The 18577-nt window shown below is 49.6% G+C and carries 17 protein-coding genes; all 17 read right to left on the bottom strand.

All coding sequences use genetic code 11. The features are described 5' to 3' along the window. Positions 1 to 91: 91 nt before the first annotated feature. The 17 genes from KNQ15_RS04260 to KNQ15_RS04180 all read right to left on the bottom strand — a co-directional run bounded on the left by KNQ15_RS04260 (position 92) and on the right by KNQ15_RS04180 (position 18575). Positions 92 to 1267, bottom strand: a complete 1176-nt coding sequence (locus tag KNQ15_RS04260) for a glycine C-acetyltransferase (protein WP_214727935.1) — start codon at positions 1265 to 1267, stop codon at positions 92 to 94. Continuing rightward, a complete protein-coding gene (tdh, locus tag KNQ15_RS04255) occupies positions 1267 to 2355 on the bottom strand; it encodes an L-threonine 3-dehydrogenase (RefSeq protein ID WP_023467708.1) in 1089 nt (362 codons plus the stop codon). The genes KNQ15_RS04260 and tdh overlap by 1 nt, the downstream gene beginning before the upstream one ends. A 99-nt stretch (positions 2356 to 2454) precedes the next feature. Further along, positions 2455 to 3321 (bottom strand): 2-oxoacid:ferredoxin oxidoreductase subunit beta, encoded by an 867-nt coding sequence (locus KNQ15_RS04250; RefSeq protein WP_023467707.1) that lies wholly within the window; start codon positions 3319 to 3321, stop codon positions 2455 to 2457. Beyond that, the gene (locus tag KNQ15_RS04245) at positions 3308 to 5056 is read right to left on the bottom strand and encodes a 2-oxoacid:acceptor oxidoreductase subunit alpha (RefSeq protein ID WP_214727933.1); all 1749 of its coding nucleotides are present in this window, start codon (positions 5054 to 5056) and stop codon (positions 3308 to 3310) included. The genes KNQ15_RS04250 and KNQ15_RS04245 overlap by 14 nt, the downstream gene beginning before the upstream one ends. Before the next feature lie 189 nt (positions 5057 to 5245). Continuing rightward, positions 5246 to 5506 (bottom strand): stage V sporulation protein S, encoded by a 261-nt coding sequence (locus tag KNQ15_RS04240; protein ID WP_023467705.1) that lies wholly within the window; start codon positions 5504 to 5506, stop codon positions 5246 to 5248. Positions 5507 to 5535: 29 nt separating this feature from the next. Then, positions 5536 to 6330, bottom strand: coding sequence for a TIGR00282 family metallophosphoesterase (locus KNQ15_RS04235; RefSeq protein WP_023467704.1), 795 nt, complete (start codon positions 6328 to 6330; stop codon positions 5536 to 5538). 49 nt (positions 6331 to 6379) lie between these two features. Beyond that, positions 6380 to 7942 carry a ribonuclease Y gene (gene rny / locus KNQ15_RS04230; protein WP_023467703.1) on the bottom strand — a complete coding sequence of 521 codons (1563 nt, stop codon included), beginning with the start codon at positions 7940 to 7942 and terminating at the stop codon, positions 6380 to 6382. 193 nt (positions 7943 to 8135) lie between these two features. After that, complete coding sequence (recA, locus tag KNQ15_RS04225) at positions 8136 to 9179, bottom strand: recombinase RecA (protein ID WP_023467702.1); 1044 nt, start codon at positions 9177 to 9179, stop codon at positions 8136 to 8138. Positions 9180 to 9290: 111 nt separating this feature from the next. Next, complete coding sequence (locus KNQ15_RS04220) at positions 9291 to 10523, bottom strand: competence/damage-inducible protein A (protein ID WP_214727931.1); 1233 nt, start codon at positions 10521 to 10523, stop codon at positions 9291 to 9293. A gap of 71 nt (positions 10524 to 10594) precedes the next feature. Then, positions 10595 to 11173, bottom strand: a complete 579-nt coding sequence (pgsA, locus tag KNQ15_RS04215) for a CDP-diacylglycerol--glycerol-3-phosphate 3-phosphatidyltransferase (protein WP_029341196.1) — start codon at positions 11171 to 11173, stop codon at positions 10595 to 10597. Positions 11174 to 11236: 63 nt separating this feature from the next. Further along, positions 11237 to 12136 (bottom strand): helix-turn-helix domain-containing protein, encoded by a 900-nt coding sequence (locus KNQ15_RS04210; protein WP_050678534.1) that lies wholly within the window; start codon positions 12134 to 12136, stop codon positions 11237 to 11239. A gap of 27 nt (positions 12137 to 12163) precedes the next feature. Continuing rightward, positions 12164 to 12946: a DUF3388 domain-containing protein gene (locus KNQ15_RS04205; protein ID WP_214727929.1), complete on the bottom strand. Its 783-nt coding sequence runs from the start codon at positions 12944 to 12946 to the stop codon at positions 12164 to 12166. A 94-nt stretch (positions 12947 to 13040) separates the two neighbouring features. Next, positions 13041 to 13745: an elongation factor P 5-aminopentanone reductase gene (gene ymfI / locus KNQ15_RS04200; RefSeq protein WP_214728026.1), complete on the bottom strand. Its 705-nt coding sequence runs from the start codon at positions 13743 to 13745 to the stop codon at positions 13041 to 13043. Continuing rightward, positions 13745 to 15013 (bottom strand): EF-P 5-aminopentanol modification-associated protein YfmH, encoded by a 1269-nt coding sequence (yfmH, locus tag KNQ15_RS04195; RefSeq protein ID WP_214728024.1) that lies wholly within the window; start codon positions 15011 to 15013, stop codon positions 13745 to 13747. The genes ymfI and yfmH overlap by 1 nt, the downstream gene beginning before the upstream one ends. Next, positions 15013 to 16266: an EF-P 5-aminopentanol modification-associated protein YfmF gene (gene yfmF, locus KNQ15_RS04190; protein WP_214727927.1), complete on the bottom strand. Its 1254-nt coding sequence runs from the start codon at positions 16264 to 16266 to the stop codon at positions 15013 to 15015. The genes yfmH and yfmF overlap by 1 nt, the downstream gene beginning before the upstream one ends. Then, entirely contained in the window at positions 16263 to 16814 is a 552-nt protein-coding gene (locus KNQ15_RS04185) for a cob(I)yrinic acid a,c-diamide adenosyltransferase (protein ID WP_214727925.1), read from the bottom strand. Before KNQ15_RS04185 ends, yfmF begins: the two co-directional genes overlap by 4 nt. A 33-nt stretch (positions 16815 to 16847) precedes the next feature. Then, on the bottom strand, positions 16848 to 18575 hold the full coding sequence (locus KNQ15_RS04180) for an ATP-binding protein (RefSeq protein ID WP_214727923.1): 1728 nt from the start codon (positions 18573 to 18575) through the stop codon (positions 16848 to 16850). Between the last annotated feature and the right edge of the window lie 2 nt (positions 18576 to 18577).

The raw sequence follows: 18577 nt of genomic DNA, 5'->3' as shown, positions 1-18577 counted from the left end.
TTCTCATTCTTCCGCCCGTGACGCACATCAGGCAGCGGGTCGACGACCCACTGCCTGAGAGTATGCGGACGCATTTCGTCCGTGATCAGCATTAACCGATCAAGTTTAATTCACGACCGACTTTTTCGAACGCTGCGAGAGCCGTCGTCAAGTCTTCGCGTGTATGTTCAGCCGTCACGATCGTCCGAACACGTGCTTTTCCTTTTGCGACTGTCGGGAAGGCGATGCCTTGAGCGAAGACGCCTTCTTGACGCAAGCGGTCCGACAATTCGTGGCAACGTGCTTCATCTCCGACGATGACCGGTGTGATTGGCGTCGTCGACGTGCCGATATCAAATCCGAGATCACGGAGTCCTTTTTTAAAGAATTCCGTGTTTTCCCACAGACGATCAAAGAGTTCCGTTTCTTCTTCCATGACGCGGAGCGCTTCCCGGTTCGCTTCGACGACTGCTGGTGGATGTGATGTCGAGAACAAGAACGGACGTCCTTTATGAATCAGGTAATCTTTGACGTGCTGTTCACATGCGACGTATCCGCCAAGGACGCCGATGGCTTTTGAGAGCGTACCGACTTGCAGGGCAACACGTCCGTCAAGACCGAAGTGATTGACTGTACCGCGTCCCGCTTTCCCAAGCACACCTGATGCATGGGCATCATCGACCATGACGAGCGCGTCATAGCGTTCTGCTAATTCAACGATCTCAGGGAGTGGCGCGATGTTTCCGTCCATCGAGAAAACACCGTCCGTGACGACGAGGCGCGTCCGCGCGTCCTGTGTTTCTTGTAATGCTGCTTCAAGATCCGCCAAGTCGACGTGTTTATAGATCCGGCGTTTCGCTTTCGTTAGACGAATTCCATCGATGATCGAAGCGTGGTTCAACTCATCCGAGATGACGACGTCTTCCGGACCGAGCAGTGCCGATAAGACACCAAGATTCGTGGCGAATCCAGACTGGAAGACGAGTGCCGCTTCCGTATGCTTGAATGTCGCGAGTTCCCGTTCGAATGCTTGGTGCATCTCGAGTGTTCCAGCAATCGTCCGAACTGATCCCGTTCCGGCACCGAACGTGCGCGCTGCTTCCGCTGCTTGTTCAGCGAGACGTGGATGCGCCGCGAGTCCGAGGTAGTTGTTCGACGACAGTTGAATCAATTCCTTACCGTCGATCGTCACGCGGTTATGTTGTGCGCTTTCGAGTGCTACGAGGTTGCGGAACGTGCCCGCCTGTTTCATCTCTTCTAGTTCTGTCCGTAAGTGTTCAAATCCCATTAATTCGTCCCCCTTGGTTGTAATACGACTTTTCCGCATTTCCCTTGACGCATCAATTCAAATCCTTCTTCGAACCGCTCAAGCGGCAATGTGTGTGTGATCAACGGGCGGACATCAACTTTTCCGCTCGACAAGAAAGCAGAAACTTGACTCCATGTCTCATACATCTTCCGACCGGTGATGCCTTGAACCCGGACGCCTTTGAAGACGACGTGGTTCGTCAAATCGATTTCGACCGGTTTGACCGGCAGACTAAGGATATTGACGTCTCCACCTGCTGTCACCATCTCGAACGCTTGACGAATCGCAACAGGATGACCACTCATCTCACAGACGACATCAATCCCGTCGCCGTCCGTCATACGTTCAATTCGCTCTAAGACATCGTCATGACGTGAATCGATGACGACATCCGCCCCCATCGTCCGCGCGAGTTCGAGACGATACGGATTGACGTCGATCGCAACGACTTCCGCCGCACCGGCTGCTTTAGCGACCGAGACCGCCATCAGACCAATTGGACCACAACCGACGATTGCGACCGTTTTCGCACTGACATCACTCGCAAGAACGGTATGGACGGCATTTCCCATCGGCTCTTGGATCGAGGCAATCCCTGCTGGCATGTCTTCCGGGTTGACCCAGAGGTTTTCTTCCGGCATGACGACGTATTCCGCAAAACAACCTTGTGTATCGACACCGATGATCTTCGTGTTCTTACAGATATGGTATTGACCACGTAGACACTGTTTACATTGATGACAGACGATATGCGTCTCCGCCGAGACACGGTCACCGAGTTTCAAGCGTTTCGTGCCTTCTCCGAGCTCAACAACTTCGCCCGAGAACTCATGACCGAAGACATACGGTGGATTGACACGCGAAGCTGCCCACGCGTCCCACTCATAGATATGCACGTCCGTCCCACAGATCGATGTTGCCTCGACTCGAATCAAGACTTCTCCACGACTCGGTACGGGTACCGGTACTTCTTTCAGTGCCGCACCGAACCCGCGTTCTTCTTTGACGAGTGCCCGCATCGTTTTCGTCGTTGTCGTCTCTTCTACCGTCGTTACTAATTTCGTCATCTTTCCCCGACTCCTTCGTGGAAGCTCACGTTTTTTTATATGTGGCGAACTTCCAAATGTTTAGCATCCCCAAAAAACCAAACACATCTTTCCTCTATCTTACATGAATTCTGCTGCCAGTTTACCGAATGTTTCTTCGTTTAGCTCAAGATCCGCATACGCAAGACCCGATTCTTGATACCCATCGATTTGTGACTGGTAATCAGGACGTGTTTCATCCTGATAGATCAATCCCATAACGAGTCCGTCGTGAGCATGAACGGTTTGTTTCGCAAGATCCAAGTTCGACGGATCGTATCCTTCGATATCAGACAGCTTCGTCAAGTTTTGTTTGAACCAATCGTACGTATTGACCTTGTTGAACGTGACGCATGGACTGAAGACGTTGATGAAAGCAAACCCTTTATGTGCCGTCGCCTGTTCAATCAATTGCGTCAAGCCCTTCAAATCATTCGAGAAACTTTGGGCAACAAACGTCGCGCCAGCCGTCAAGGCGAGTTCAACGGGTGAAACACTCTTTTCGATCGACCCTTTTGGAGTCGATTTCGTCTTGAATCCAGGTGCAGAAGTGGGTGACGTCTGCCCTTTCGTCAAGCCGTAAATCTGATTGTCCATGACGATATACGTCATGTCGACATTGCGCTTGAACGCATGAATCGTATGTCCCATGCCGATTGCAAATCCATCACCGTCGCCACCAGACGCGATGACCGTCAATTCGCGGTTCGCCATCTTTACACCTTGGGCGATCGGCAAGGACCGTCCATGAACGCCGTGGAAACCATACGTATTGATATAACCAGAAATTCGACCAGAACAGCCAATCCCGGAAATCAATGCCAACTCTTCTGGTTCGAGACCGACGTTCGCGACAGCACGCTGAATCGCTGCTTGAATCGAGAAGTCTCCACATCCTGGACACCAGTTTGGTTTGACATCATTTCTAAAATCTTTAAAGGTTGCCATGATATACCCCTCCTACGACCTGCTCGACGACCTCTGCCGGATAGAACGGGTCGCCATTGAATTTCAGGATATGCTCGATCTTCGATGCATGTCCACAGTTCATCTGGATCAGTTTCGCCAGTTGTCCCGTTGCGTTGTACTCGACGACGATGACTCGTTTTGCCCGCTCTAAGTGCGGCGTGACGAGTTCACTTGGGAACGGATGGACTTGACGGATATGCAAGTGATCGACCTTGATTCCTTGTGCTTCGAGTCGTGGCATGATCTCTTCGATTGTTCCACGCGTCGAGTTGAAACCGACGAATAAGATATCCGGTTCTGCATGATGCTCTGTTACGAGAACGGCATCCTGTAAGCGGAACGTGTTCAGCTTACGGAGTCGCTTCGTCATCTGATCGACCCGGTTCTTCGTCGCTTCCGACGGACGCCCTTCCTCATTGTGCTCAACACCCGTTACGTGATGAATTCCGTGCTTGACGCCTGGAATGACGCGTGGGCTGATCCCATCTTCCGTCACTTCGTAGCGTTTGAAGTACGCTTTTCCTTCAAGTTCTGGTAAGTCTTCTTGAATCAACTTTCCGCGACGGATCTCAACGCGTGACATATCTGGTGGCTCGACCGATTGTTTTCCGAGCGACAGCATCAAATCCGTCAATAGAATGACCGGACACTGGTATTCCTCTGCAATATTGAATGCCTCTGCTGCATCGTAGAACGCTTCCTCGACCGTTGACGGTGCCAAAACGACCTTTGGGATCTCACCATGCGTACTGTAGATCATCGCCATCAAGTCCGACTGTTCCTGTTTCGTCGGTAGACCGGTTGACGGACCACCCCGTTGTGTATCGACGATCACGAGCGGTGTTTCCGTCATCCCGGATAACCCGATCGCTTCCGCCATTAATGACAATCCTGGACCAGCTGACGCCGTCAAAGCACGGACACCTGCGTAGTTCGCCCCGATCGCCATCGTGACTGCCGCCAATTCGTCTTCCGTCTGGACGACCGTTCCGCCGAACTGCGGCAGTTTCTTAATTAAGTATTCCATGATTTCAGATGATGGTGTGATCGGGTAAGCTGCCATCAGACGTGCTCCACCAGCAATCGCACCAAGGGCAATCGCATCGTTTCCGATCATGAACATCCGTTGTTTTCCGTCTGCCGGTTCCAAGACGAATCGCTCACCATCTCCTGCGAGTGCTTCAAATGCTGCTGCACCTTCACGGATCGCTGCTAAGTTTTTCTCGACCATGTCTGGTCCTTTTCGTCCGAAGATCTGCTCGACGACGGCTTGGAAACGCTCCGGTGCAATCCCGAGAATCGCACTCGATGCACCGATCGCGACCATGTTCTTCATCAAGGCCGTACCGAGATCTGCTGCAATCTCCGTAAATGGAATCGCATACAAGGAAGCTCGTGCTTCGTCTGGATTCGTCGGATTGAATTTCGCATCCGCGATGATGATGGCACCTTGACGCAATTCATGGAAGTTAACATCGATCGTCTCTTGATCGAACGCGACCAAAATATCGAGATCATCGGAAATCGTCCGGACTTCCTGTGTCGCGACACGAATCTTATTGTTCGTGTGCCCTCCCTTGATACGTGACGAAAAGTGACGGTATCCGTACAGGTAATAGCCGAGTCGATTCAAGGCAATTGCAAAGATTTCGCCTGTTGATTCGATCCCTTCTCCCTGCTGACCGCCAACTTTCCATGATAACTGATTATACATCGACGTTCGCTCCTTCTCTGTCCCCTGAAATGATAGTTCTCTCTATCCTCCCCCATGATACCGATTTACCGGAAGTAGTACAATGCTCCCTCGGTGGAAAGGTGAGAAAATTTCGCAGGCGCAGCAAAAAGACCATCTACTCCAGTCGAGTAAATGGTCTACTTGCAAATAGGACCTATGTCCAATTCGTCATCGTGGTTCAATGATGAGTTTGATGGCGGTTCTCTCTTCTCCATCAATCAAAATGTCTGTGAAGGCTGGGATACAAATCAAGTCGATGCCAGAAGGAGCCACGAATCCACGTGCGATGGCGACGGCTTTGACAGACTGATTGAGCGCTCCCGCACCAATGGCCTGAATCTCGACGGAACCTCTCTCTCGAATGACACCCGCGAGTGCACCTGCTACCGCGTTTGGATTCGACTTAGCTGATACTTTCAGGACGTCCATGCGTGTACCTCCCCATCCAGAAATGGCAATCAGTCGAAGAATACTGACTGATCCGTCAGATGAATCCGTTCAATCTTCGTTGCTTTTTTTGTTGTGTCATCGATATGAATCAAGACTCCATTAAGTTGTTCCCGTCCTTCGGCAACTTCAAACCGTGTTGGAAGCTGTGTCTTGAATTTTCGTAGGACATCTTCCTGACGCATCCCAAGCACACCGTTTAGTGGACCTGTCATCCCGACATCCGTGATGTAAGCCGTTCCTCCGTCAAGGACACGCTCATCTGCTGTCTGGACGTGCGTATGTGTGCCGACGACAGCTTGAACTCGACCGTCGAGGTGATAGCCCATCGCGATTTTCTCACTTGTTGCTTCCGCGTGGACATCAACGAAGATGGCATCGACTTTTCCTTCGACTTCCGCGATCAGTGCATCGACGGTACGGAACGGGTCACCGAGTGGTGGTAAGAAGACCGTTCCTTGGACGTTGATGACGGCAATCTTTTTATTACCTGCCTTGACGATCATCATCCCACGACCTGGTGTGCCTTCCGGATAGTTCGCCGGACGGACGATTCGATCCGCGTCGTCGATCCAGTCAAAGATGTCGCGGTTATCAAACGTGTGATTCCCCATCGTGATTCCGTGGAATCCGAGTTCTAGGAATTGATGATAGATTGACTTCGTGATGCCGCGTCCGTGTGCTGCGTTTTCGCCGTTGACGAGCATGACGTTCGGGTTGTACTTCGCTTTCAAGCGTGCTGTGAATTGTTGTAGGATATGTCGACCAGGTGCACCGACGACATCTCCGATGAATAAAATCTTCATTGCTGTTCCTCCGTTCATTAAAAAAAGTGGCGGTCGCCCGCCACTCCACTTATTTCGCGTATTCGACTGCTCGTGTTTCCCGAATGACCGTGACTTTGATGTGTCCCGGATAATCGAGTTCTTCTTCGATTTTTTTCCGGATGTCACTCGCCATCTTGTGAGCCAGTACATCATCGACGACGTCAGGTCGAACGATGATACGAACTTCACGACCCGCTTGGATCGCAAATGATTTTTCGACACCGTCGAACGATTCCGAGATTTCCTCGAGGCGTTCGAGACGGCGAATATAACTTTCGAGTGTCTCTTGACGTGCACCCGGACGAGCAGCAGATAATGCATCTGCGGCTGCGACCAAGACGGAAATGACAGATGTCGCTTCCGTATCCCCGTGGTGGGATGCGATCGCGTTGATGACGGTTGGATGCTCTTTGTACTTCGTACCGAGCTCGACACCGATCTCAACGTGACTGCCTTCGACTTCGTGGTCGATCGCTTTCCCGATATCATGCAGAAGACCCGCACGCTTCGCAAGCGTGACATCTTCTCCAAGTTCTGCTGCCATCATACCTGCAAGATGGGCAACCTCAAGCGAGTGATACAGGACGTTCTGTCCGTAACTCGTACGGTACTTCAAGCGACCGAGAATTTTGACAAGGTCCGGATGAATGCCGTGGATTCCGACATCATACGTCGCTTCTTCCCCGATTTCTCGAATTCGTTCGTCGACTTCACGACGGGATTTGTCGACCATCTCTTCAATACGGGCCGGGTGAATCCGACCATCCTGAACCAATTTCTCGAGCGCCATTTTAGCGACTTCGCGACGAATTGGGTCAAAACCAGACAAAATGACGGCTTCCGGCGTATCATCGATGATCAAGTCGATTCCAGTCAAGGTCTCGAGCGTACGGATGTTGCGGCCTTCCCGTCCGATGATCCGACCTTTCATCTCATCATTCGGCAAGTTGACGACCGATACAGTCGTCTCTGCGATATGTTCAGCGGCGAACCGTTGAATCGCAAGTGACAAGATGTTACGTGCTTTCTTGTCGGCTTCTTCTTTTGCTTTTTGTTCGATTTCTTTTTGAAGAATGGCTGCGTCATGTAAAGCAGCCTGTTTCGTCTCATCCATGATGATCGTTCTTGCCTCGTCTTGCGATAAATTCGCGACGCGGACAAGCTCTTGACGTCCCTGTTCATACAGGTCCTCTACTTTGCGCTCTAGTTCTTCAGCTTGATGCTTCCGTTTCGCGATCTCTGCATCACGTGTATTGATTTGATCTTCCTTACGGTCGATGGCATCAACACGGCGATCGAGTGTCTCTTCTTTCTGGAGCAACCGGGCTTCTTGTTTCGCTAGCTCTTGGCGACGTTCACGCAATTCTTTTTCCACTTCGTTACGAAGTTTGAATGCTTCATCTTTCGCTTCGAGTACTGCTTCTTTTTTCGTTGCCTCAGCCGATTCGCGCGCACGTTCGACGATTTTATTCGCTTCCGTTTCTGCGCCTTGAATCTTCGCTTCTGCAATCGATTTCCGCAAGAAGTAGCCTACGATGAATGCGATCAGCAAAGTGAGGAGAAGTATGACAATCCAAGTCAGTGTACTCATGGGTTCACCTCCCCTTTGCAAGGTGTTTCTTAGTTCATTTCGGTATTTCATCGAAGCTGTCTAAAAAACGTACATCTATATTGTAAGGATAGCACTCGTTCATTGTCAACGAACGGACGGGAAAGAATTCCACTGTTTTCCTCTTTTACACTAAAAAAGAGAGGATTCGCATGCGAATCCTCTCTGAAACGGTTTATTCAGCAAATAGATCTTCTGGTTGTTCTGCTTCGAAATCAACCGGCTCTTCGCGATCAACGAGACCGTGGTGTTCACGAATCAAACGTTCGACCTCTGCTGCGACTTCCGGATGCTCGACCATGTATTGTTTCGCGTTCTCACGCCCTTGACCGAGACGTTCAGAGTTGTACGAGTACCATGCACCACTCTTTTGAACGATATCAAGATCCGTTCCGATGTCGATCAACTCACCGACTTTCGAAATCCCGAGACCATACATGATATCGACTTCCGCTTGTTTGAACGGAGGTGCGATCTTGTTTTTGACGACCTTGATCTTCGTTTTGTTACCGACGACGTCCGTACCGTTTTTCAACGCTTCCGCACGACGTACTTCTAAACGAACAGACGAGTAGAATTTAAGTGCACGACCACCTGGAGTCGTTTCCGGGTTACCGAACATGACACCGATTTTTTCACGGATTTGGTTGATGAAGATGACGATCGTCTTCGATTTATTCGTTGCACCAGACAATTTACGAAGCGCTTGGCTCATCAAACGTGCTTGAAGACCAACGTGTGAGTCACCCATCTCGCCTTCGATCTCTGCTTTTGGTACGAGTGCCGCAACAGAGTCGACGACAAGAATATCGACCGCACCAGAACGAACGAGTGCTTCCGCGATTTCAAGTGCTTGTTCCCCAGTGTCCGGTTGTGACAAGAGGAGCTCATCGATGTTGACACCGAGTTTATTTGCATATGCTGGATCAAGCGCATGCTCCGCATCGATGAATGCGGCTTGTCCACCTTGTTTTTGAACTTCTGCGATTGCATGAAGCGCTACCGTCGTTTTACCTGACGATTCAGGTCCGTATACTTCGATGACCCGTCCACGTGGGTATCCACCTGCACCTAGGGCAATATCTAATGTAATCGATCCAGAAGAGATTACTGATACCTTCTGATCCGCATTTTCTCCAAGTTTCATGATAGAACCTTTACCGAACTGTTTCTCTATCTGGCGTAACGCCATCTCAAGTGCTGCTTTACGATCACTCACGTAGCAGGCCTCCTTTTAATTATCTTACTGAGATTATTGTACTTCTTTTGAGACCGAATGACAAGCATTTTACGAACATTTATTCGCATACTTGCACTTTGACCATTTTTCTCACTCTGGTGCTTTTTCGAGATGTTTCAGTAGAAGGAAATAGGTATCCTTTACGGCGCGCAGGCGAATCATGCCTCGATCAAACGATGGATATTGCCATTCGACAATCCGTGTTCCATGTGCGTCCGCAATAGCACAATAGACCGTTCCGACCGTTTTTCCGCTGTTGCTCGCCGGACCTGCTTCCCCCGTCAAGGCAACAGCGATGTCCGATTGATAAAGGCTTCGTGCTCCTTCTGCCATCGCGATCGCCACCTCTTTACTGACTGCCGTATGTTCTTTTAAAAGCTCTTCTGGTACCGACAGTACGGCTTGCTTCGCTGCGTCATCATAGACGACGGCGCTCCCACGCAATACTTGACTCGCACCGCTGACATCAACGAGACCACTTGCGACGGCTCCTCCCGTCAGTGATTCGGCGAGCGAAAGTGTCAATCCTGCTTCTTGATACCGTTTTAGGACGACTTCCGGCAGACTCGTCTCCCCATATCCATAAAAGTACATGCCGACTTCAGCAAGGACGTGTTGTTCGAGTTCATCGAGCATACGATCAGCTTCCTGTTGATCGAGTGCTTTAGCCGTCAGGCGTAACCGGACTTCAGCGAGCTCCGCATACGGTGCGACCGATGGATTCTTCGCCTCCTTAATCAACGTTTCCAGACGGTCATTTAAAGCTGATTCCCCGATTCCGAAGAATCGTAACGTCCGAGAACGGATCGTTTCTTGACCGAACAGATGACTGAAGTGATCTTTGAGGATTTGCTTCATCTCGCGTGGCACACCAGGTAAGACGATATATTGGTGGTGTTCCGTCTGAACCGACATACCGGGAGCAAGTCCTGCATCATTACGTAAAACCGTCGCTCCTTCGATGACGAGAGCTTGTTTTCGTTCGTTGATCGTCATTTCCCGTTGACGTGTCTTTAAGAACCCTTCGATTCGCTCGTACGCCGCTTGATCGAGAACGAGATCACGTCCGAGGAAATCAGCGAGCACTTCTTTCGTCAAATCGTCTTCCGTCGGTCCAAGACCTCCTGTGATGACAAGGACGTCTGCCCGCTGTTGTGCCTGACGGAATGTCTCTTGCATCCGCTCATGATTGTCACCGACTACCGTATGATAATGAACGTCAATTCCGGCACTCGCTAACCATTCGGAAAGGTACTGTGCATTCGTGTTCGCGATTTCCCCAAGGAGGAGTTCGCTTCCGACTGCGATGATTTCTGCTTTCATGTTGATTCCTCACCTTCTTGAAGTATAAGAAAAGACTGTTCGGTATGACGAACAGTCTAAATTGATCCATCTTACATGGATTTCGTAATTAACTTAATGTTTTTAGCGAAATATTCGACACCTGAGTAGATCGTCAAAATCAAAGCAAGCCACATCGTAATATCTGCGAACGGAATATTCCACATCGCAAAGATGATATCGTGCAGCAAGTATGCCGTAATTGATGTCAGCTGAACCCATGTCTTGGCTTTGCCAGAGTTTCCAGCAGCAAGTACGATCCCTTCGTCAGATGCGACGAGACGAAGACCTGTGACTGCGAACTCTCGACAGAGAATGATGACGACGATCCATGCTGCGACGAATCCAAGTTCCACCAAGTAGACAAGAGCAGCTGCAACTAACATCTTATCGGCAAGTGGATCCATGAATTTTCCAAAGTTCGTCACTAGTTTTTGTTTGCGGGCGATATACCCATCGAGCCAGTCCGTCAGTGAAGCAACAAGGAAGATGATAGCTGCAACGAAGTGTGAGACGGGAAGTTCAGCTCCCAGCACATCCCACTGTCCCCAGTTCGGATCAATCGCAAGTACGATGACGAACACGGGAATTAATAAAACGCGTAATACTGTCAATTGATTCGGTAAGTTCATGTAACGCCCTCCTCCTTCATTTCGTATGTAAATGACATGCCATCTAAAAGAAGGCACGCCGAATTACGGCGTGGCTACTTTCTTTAGATAGATGTTTTGGACGAGAAGCGAACGGTTCAGTTTCAGTTCTTGGTCATTGACGACGATTTTATCAATCCCTTTAATCGAACCGATCCGGATGCGGATCAAGTCCGTCTTCGCGTCCTTCACGACGATCGGATTTGGATCCGATGCGTTGATGTGGTCTGGCGCGAGTGCTTCTCCTTCAAGTGATGTATCACGTACACCAACGAATGGCGACGGAGAGGCATCTTTCTTGATTTGAATCGAGACACTCATCGTATCTTTCGTTGCGACTTCATATGTGACATCTTGACCAGATGTCGACTTCGCAGCAAGTGCCTCTTTTTTAGGTTCTTCTTTTGTTTCTTCTTGTTTCGCCGGTTCTTCCTTCGGCTCTTCTTCGGTCTTCGCAGGCGCATCCGTTTCCTTGCTCGGTGCGTCTCCTTGATCGATCGTCACATCATTTTGTTTCGGCGCGGACGTCTTCGCCTCTTCGTTACCGTCGAGGAACGTCTGCAGACCATAATACAAGGCAGCACCGATTGCAAAGATCAATACGATGATGATGATGTTCGGAATCCAACGTTTCGCAACGCTCTTCTTCGGAGCACTGGATTTCGAATACGTCGCGCGCCGTGACAGTTCGACGACCGGCTGTGCTTCCGGTTCTGGAAGATCACGCTTGTAGGTCGTAAAGACTTCATCAACGTCAAGACCGAGTGCTTCAGCATATGTCTTGATGAAGGCACGGGCATAGAATGCACCCGGTAATTGATCGTAATTGCCTTCTTCAATCGCGACGATATAACGCTTTTGAATCTTCGTCGTCGTTTGAATTTGTTCGAGAGAGACACCAAGTGCCTCCCGTTGTTCCTTTAAGTAGGTTCCGAGCTCGGTCATCGGTAACACACCTTCCATTTTTCATACTTATTCAAAGTTGAACCAATCATTTCCACCATGGGAACGAGGCAGTTCAGTCACAATGATTTCTTCAGTCGTGTTGCGTAATTCAATGATGTAATCAAAATCATCCCACGTATACTCACTTGATTTGACGAACGCATCCGGATGTTCGACGATCTTCGTCGCCGGTAGACGCATGACTTCACGCAGGATTTGCCAGTGTCGTTCATCGAAATTTCGTTGTGACACTAACGCATCGATGATGTAGACATAATCACCCGTCCGCTCGTCGTCAAACAACGATGTTCGAACCGTCTGTTTAATCAACGTCGACGATAGGAACAACCATTTCTTATTCGCACTGACACTCGCTGCGACGATCGACTCTGTCTTGCCGACTCGTGGCATGCCGCGGACACCAATCAGCAAGTGACCCTCCTGTTTACATAGCTCTGCCATGAAATCGACGAGAATCCCTAAGTCTTCCCGCACGAAGCGGAACGTCTTTCGTTCATCACTGCTTTGATCGATATAGCGCCCGTGACGAATCGCGATTCGGTCACGTAGTTTTGGTTTTCGTAGTTTGATGACCTCTATGGTTGACATCGTCTTGAGAATAGCGGCGAGTCGTGGAATTTGATCCGGTTGTTTCGTTTGGAGCAACATACCACGTCGTTGATGATCGACACCATTGATCGTCACGATCGAAATATGTAACATTCCCATCAACGAAGCAATGTCCCCGAGTATACCGGGACGGTTGACCTTTAATTCATATTCGAGATACCATTGCTCGAACTCACTCACGCGCCCATCCTCCTCTATCAATACGATTATCCATTCCTCATGTTAAATGATTTTTTGAAAAATGAAAAGCATTCCTGAACTGAAATTCCATCACCTACATCCATGCGCCATCTATTTTCAGGATGGCTCCGGACACATAACTTGATTCAGGTTGCACTAAGTAACGGATGGCAGAAGCCACTTCTTCTACTTTCCCGAATCGACCAGTAGGGATTTCAGCGATCGCTTGTTCCTTTTCATCTTCCGAGAAAATCGCGTTCATCGGTGTATCGATCCACCCCGGTGTGATCGCATTGATACGTCCGTGCATCGGTCCAAGCTCCTTACTGTAGGCTTTGACGAATCCAAGTTGTGCCGCCTTACAGGTTGAATAGGCAACTTCACCTGCGACACCTTGCTCCCCTAACACACTACTGATGACGACGATCGCAAGTTTTGACGTAAACGGTTTTGTCCGCGTCACAGTTTGGCTAATCCGCATCAAGGCATCGACATGAATCTTCCAAAGCTCCTGCATCGATGTTGCCGATTGATCGAGCAACAAACCGCTATAACTCGTTCCGGCACAATGGACGAAGGCATCAACGACAGGTAATGCCGCACAAAATGCCTGCAAGTCACTTTCATCCGCTAAGTTCGCAACTAAGATTTGATGTTCCCCAGGCCACTCCTCTATCATCCGTTCTAAAACCGCTTGCTGTCGATACGTCTGAAGCACCAATTCATGTCCGGCGGCAGCTAGTTGTTTCGCTGCCGCAAGACCAATGGCACCACTCGCACCGGTGATGAGGATCCGCATCACGTGTAAGGCTTAACGATGGAAATTGCTCGATTTTCAATAGAGAACAACTCATCGAAACGAGCTTCAATCTCTTCTTTCGTAATCGACGCAATCATCGTCGGGAGTGTGAATAAATTCGTACCGGCAAGTGCGTGACGCGAGAACTGGTTCGCGATGAATTCTGGTGAATTCAAGGCACGGAGGAACTTCCCTTGCATCATGTTCCGCTTGCGCGTGACTTCATCTTCCGTAAAGTCAGGACGTGTTTGCAGGAGTGTCTCATACGCTTGGATGAACTTATCTGGATCTTCTGTCTCCATTCCAAACGTCGCAAAGGCGAACTCTTCCTCACTCGAGTAATCAAAGCTGAACGTATCGTCAATCAGACCGTCTTCATACAGTTCCAAATACGTCGATGATGTTTGATCGAACAAGAGGTGTAACAGCAGTTCACTCGTTAATTCACGACGAACTTGTGACTCGCCACGAAGCGATTCGTCCTTATAACCGATCAATACCTTAGGTGTCTTGACGTCGAGCTCGAGTTCAAAACGTGGACGATGTACGCCATGCGGTTCTTGACCATAATCCCGCTCGATCGCCGGACGATCCGTATAGTCTTTCTTCGCCTGATTCGCCTTGATCAATGCCAGTGTCTCTTCCGGATCAATGTTTCCGACGACGAATAACACCATGTTCGATGGATGATAGAACGTACGGTAGCAAGTATACAGGTCGTCGGCTGTGATTTGATTGATCGATTCCGGAGTTCCCGCGATATCGATCCGGACTGGATGCGTCGCATACATCGATTCAATCAGACCGAAGAACAGGCGCCATCCCGGATTATCTTGATACATCTGGATTTCCTGAGTGATGATCCCCTTCTCTTTTTCAACGCTTTCCGGCGTGAAGTAAGGATCTTGTACGAAATCAATCAACGTCTCGAGATTTTGTTCGATTAATGACGTCGCTGAGAACAAATATGCCGTCCGCGAGAACGAGGTAAAGGCGTTCGCTGAGGCACCGAGACGACCAAATTCTTGGAAGACATCGCCTTTTTCGGATTCGAACATCTTATGCTCGAGGAAGTGGGCGATGCCGTCCGGTACCGTGATCCATTCCTCCCCTTTTTTGAATCGTTGATCAATCGAACCATAACGTGTCGTAAACGTCGCATACGTCTTTTCATATCCTTTTTTTTGCAATAGGTAGACGGAGAGCCCGTTATCAAGCTGCTCGTGGTATACCGTTTCGTCTGTATCGTGATAGGTCAGTTGTTCCATCATGCTTCACCTCGCAATAGATATACGGCATCAAGATCGATTGCCGCTGCTAATCGAACGACGTCTTCACGTGTCGCCGTCTCAATGATCTGAATCTCATCTTCAAGTGTCAGTCCACGCATCTTCGAACCATTTAACCAGCCGATCAATTGACCCGGCTGATCAAGGATTTGACGACGCGCATTGATCAGCATCGCCTTCGTCTGTGTCAATTCTTCATCCGTGAACTGTCCTGCTTTCAAATCAACGAGTTGTTCCAAGATGATCTTCTCGGCACGTTCTGCTTCTTTTGTGTCGACCCCTGCATAAACATAGAGTGCACTGTTCAGTGCCGCGTAACGTGAGGCCGCATAATACGCGAGGCTCTCTTTTTCACGGACATTCATGAACAGTTTTGAATGGGGGAAGCCACCGAATAGACCATTGACGATTTGCATCCGAATCGAGTCAGCAGATGTCGGATCGACCGCTACCCGGTAACCGAGATGCAATTTGCCTTGTTTGATCGGTTGCGTTTCACTCGACCGTTTCACGCCATTGACTGGTTTTTGGGCCGGAATGTAATGGCTGATCTTTTCAGAATGCGATGGCAAGAAGGACAACGCATCTTCCATCTCCTCCTTCGTCACATGTCCGACGACGAAGACATCAATCCGATCGTCTTCGATCATCGAACGGTATGTATCACGCAAGGATGACGGGGTGATCTGTTCGAGTTCTTCGAGTGTTCCGAGGGATGGCAACGCGACGGCTTCACCTGGTGCCATTAATTCAAGAAGACGTTGCTGGGCGTAGCGCATTTTATCGTCATATAGCGAACTAATCCGTAAGGCATGCAGTCGTTTTTCTTGTTTGACGAACTGTTCACGGAAACCACCTTCCGTCAAATCTGGATACAGCACCATTTGTTCGAGCAATTCAAGTGCTTCTTTTAACAACGACGGATGATGAACGAGTTCTCCCCGGACGACATCGAGTTGGAACGAGATGACGTGCTCTTCTCCGAACTTCGACGCGTCCGCATAAAGTCCCGCATCATATAATGTTTCAAGCGGTTCACGTAATGCTTTCATCGACGGATAAGCGGCTGTCGATTTTTCCATGATGTACGGTAGGATTGCACGGCTTGTCAGCGTCTTCGCTTCTAACGGTGCTGAAAATGTAACGAGAATCGTCGTCGTCTTGAATTTATCAGTCGGAACGAGATGAAAGCTCGTTCCTTCCTTTTTCCATGTGCTAAATGACTGACTCATTGCTCTCCATCCTTTCGTTTGAATACATGCGCACTGCGGACATATTCAATATCTGCTTTTTGTTTGACGGCATTCTCGTAACGGGCTGCTGTAAAGAAGAAGTCACTGAGTCGGTTGATGAACGGTAACAAATGAGCGGCTTGAGGGATATCGATCATCGAACGTTCAACACGACGACAGACCGTCCGTGCCACGTGTAATGTTGCAGCTGCTTCCGTTCCACCGGGCAAGATGAATTTATCGAGTGGCGGTGATAACTCCGTTAACGTGTCGATCCAACTTTCTAAATCAACCGTCGCTTCTTGACTCAAGCGTGACGGGCGCGGTTCGACATACATCAAGTCACTACCACAATCGAATAAGGCGTGCTGGATCACTGTCAGTTGTTCCCGCACCTCGATTGATGATGCTTTCGTCCGGGCAAGTCCAACGAAACTATTCAATTCGTCGAGTTCTCCCATCAAGCTAATCAAACGATCATTTTTTTTGACTCTCCCACCAACGAGGGATGTTTCTCCTTCGTCACCAGACTTCGTGTAAATTTTCATTTTTCATTCACTCCTATAGCGAAAGGAAGCGACTCATAATGTTCGCTTCCCTTGTTTTTTCGGTAATCGGATCCGGAAGGTCGCTCCCTCACCCAAGCGGCTGTCGACTTCGACTTCACCACCATGAGCTCGGACGACATTCGCCACGATTGCAAGACCGATTCCTGTACCTGTCTTGCCACGTGTCCGCGCTTTATCGGCTTTATAAAAGCGGTCAAAGACGAACGGTAGATCTTCTTCTGGGATTCCGTCACCCGAATCAATGACGGATAATGTAATGTTTTCCCTATCTTCATCAATCTTAATCTTGATTTCGCCGTTCTCCGTGTAGCGCAAGGCGTTACCGAGGAGATTCGTCAACACTTGTTCCATCTGATCCGGATCGGCATCAAATATGATGTTCGGACCGGAAACTGAGAACGTGACCTGCTTATCGCGACCCATCTGTTTGAACTTCTTGATAACTCGTTGTGCGAAGGAAACGGCTTCGACGGCTTCGATCCGTAATTCCTGATACCCCGCTTCCATCCGTGCGAGATCGAGTAGATCATTGACAAGACGGGACAGACGTTGCGATTCATCATAAATGATTGAGGCGAATTCTTTCGTCGCCTCATCACTTTCGGTCATCCCGTCGACGATTGCTTCCGAATATCCTTGCAGCATGACGAGTGGCGTCCGCAGTTCATGACTGACGTTCGCGACGAAGTCGGCGCGCATCTTTTCGAGTTGTTGCGCTTCCGTCATATCACGCAGGACGGCGACCGCTCCAATCTGTTCTTCTTGTTCGAGTAACGGACTGACGATGATGATGTAGAAACGTCCCTCTCGTTCGAAGGACACGGTCATCTCCGTCTCTTCCTGCATGACCGTCTGGAACAGTTCGATCAGTTCGTCTGGTACCGGAGAACCTGCGAGGAATGCCTCTGCCGGTGGATTCGTCGCGAGGAGTTCGCCTGATTTCGAGAACGTCAGCACGCCATCTGCCATACAGCGCAGAATCGAGGAAAGCAAGTGCCGTTCCTTATCGAGATCCGTGACATATTGATTGAGTTGACTACTCATTTCATTGAACGCAAGCGCTAAGTCACCGATCTCATCACGCGAACGTTGCGTCAGGCTCTGATCAAACTTTCCTTCACCGGCCTCAACGACAGCTTGACGAATCGTCCGCAGTGGTGCTGTGATTCGTGTCGAGAGGAAGAAAGCAAAGACGGTCGTTCCAATGATCGCTAACAGGACACAGAGTTGGATGATCTGACGTGCTCCCTCATTCGCCTGTTCGATGTTCGTCAACTGCTCGATCAAGTAGATTGTTCCGTTGCCACTGTCCGTAATGAGCGGTGCCCGATACGCGAGTGCCGCCTTTCCATCGAAGGTCTCATAGTTGCCGATCGCCGTCTCGCCTTCTTCACCGTCAATTGCTTTCCAGTTCTGACGTTCGAGTTCCTTGATGATCCGGTTCGCCTTCGCTTGTGAGATGTTCGCTTCGACGGAATCGTCCTGCGTCTTTGCGATCAGTGTCGCGCCGTAAATATCCGTGATTTCAACAGCAGTACTCGACCCTTCCTCGATGCCGGCGTGCGCCTGAAAGACGGTCTCGACTTGTTGACCGAGTTTCGCGAGGTGTCCCCGCTCCTGTTCGATATGGAACGAGTTGAAAAATTCAAGTAACAAGATCGTCAAGGCGATCAAGACGACCGAAACGAGTAACAGAATCGTTCCCCATAGTTTGATGACAACGCTTTGCAACCATTTCATCG

This window comes from Exiguobacterium sp. s168 (assembly GCF_018619035.1).
Lineage (GTDB): Bacteria > Bacillota > Bacilli > Exiguobacteriales > Exiguobacteriaceae > Exiguobacterium_A > Exiguobacterium_A acetylicum.
Note: the sequence above shows the minus strand (reverse complement) of the source record. Positions and strands in the feature narration are given on the sequence as shown.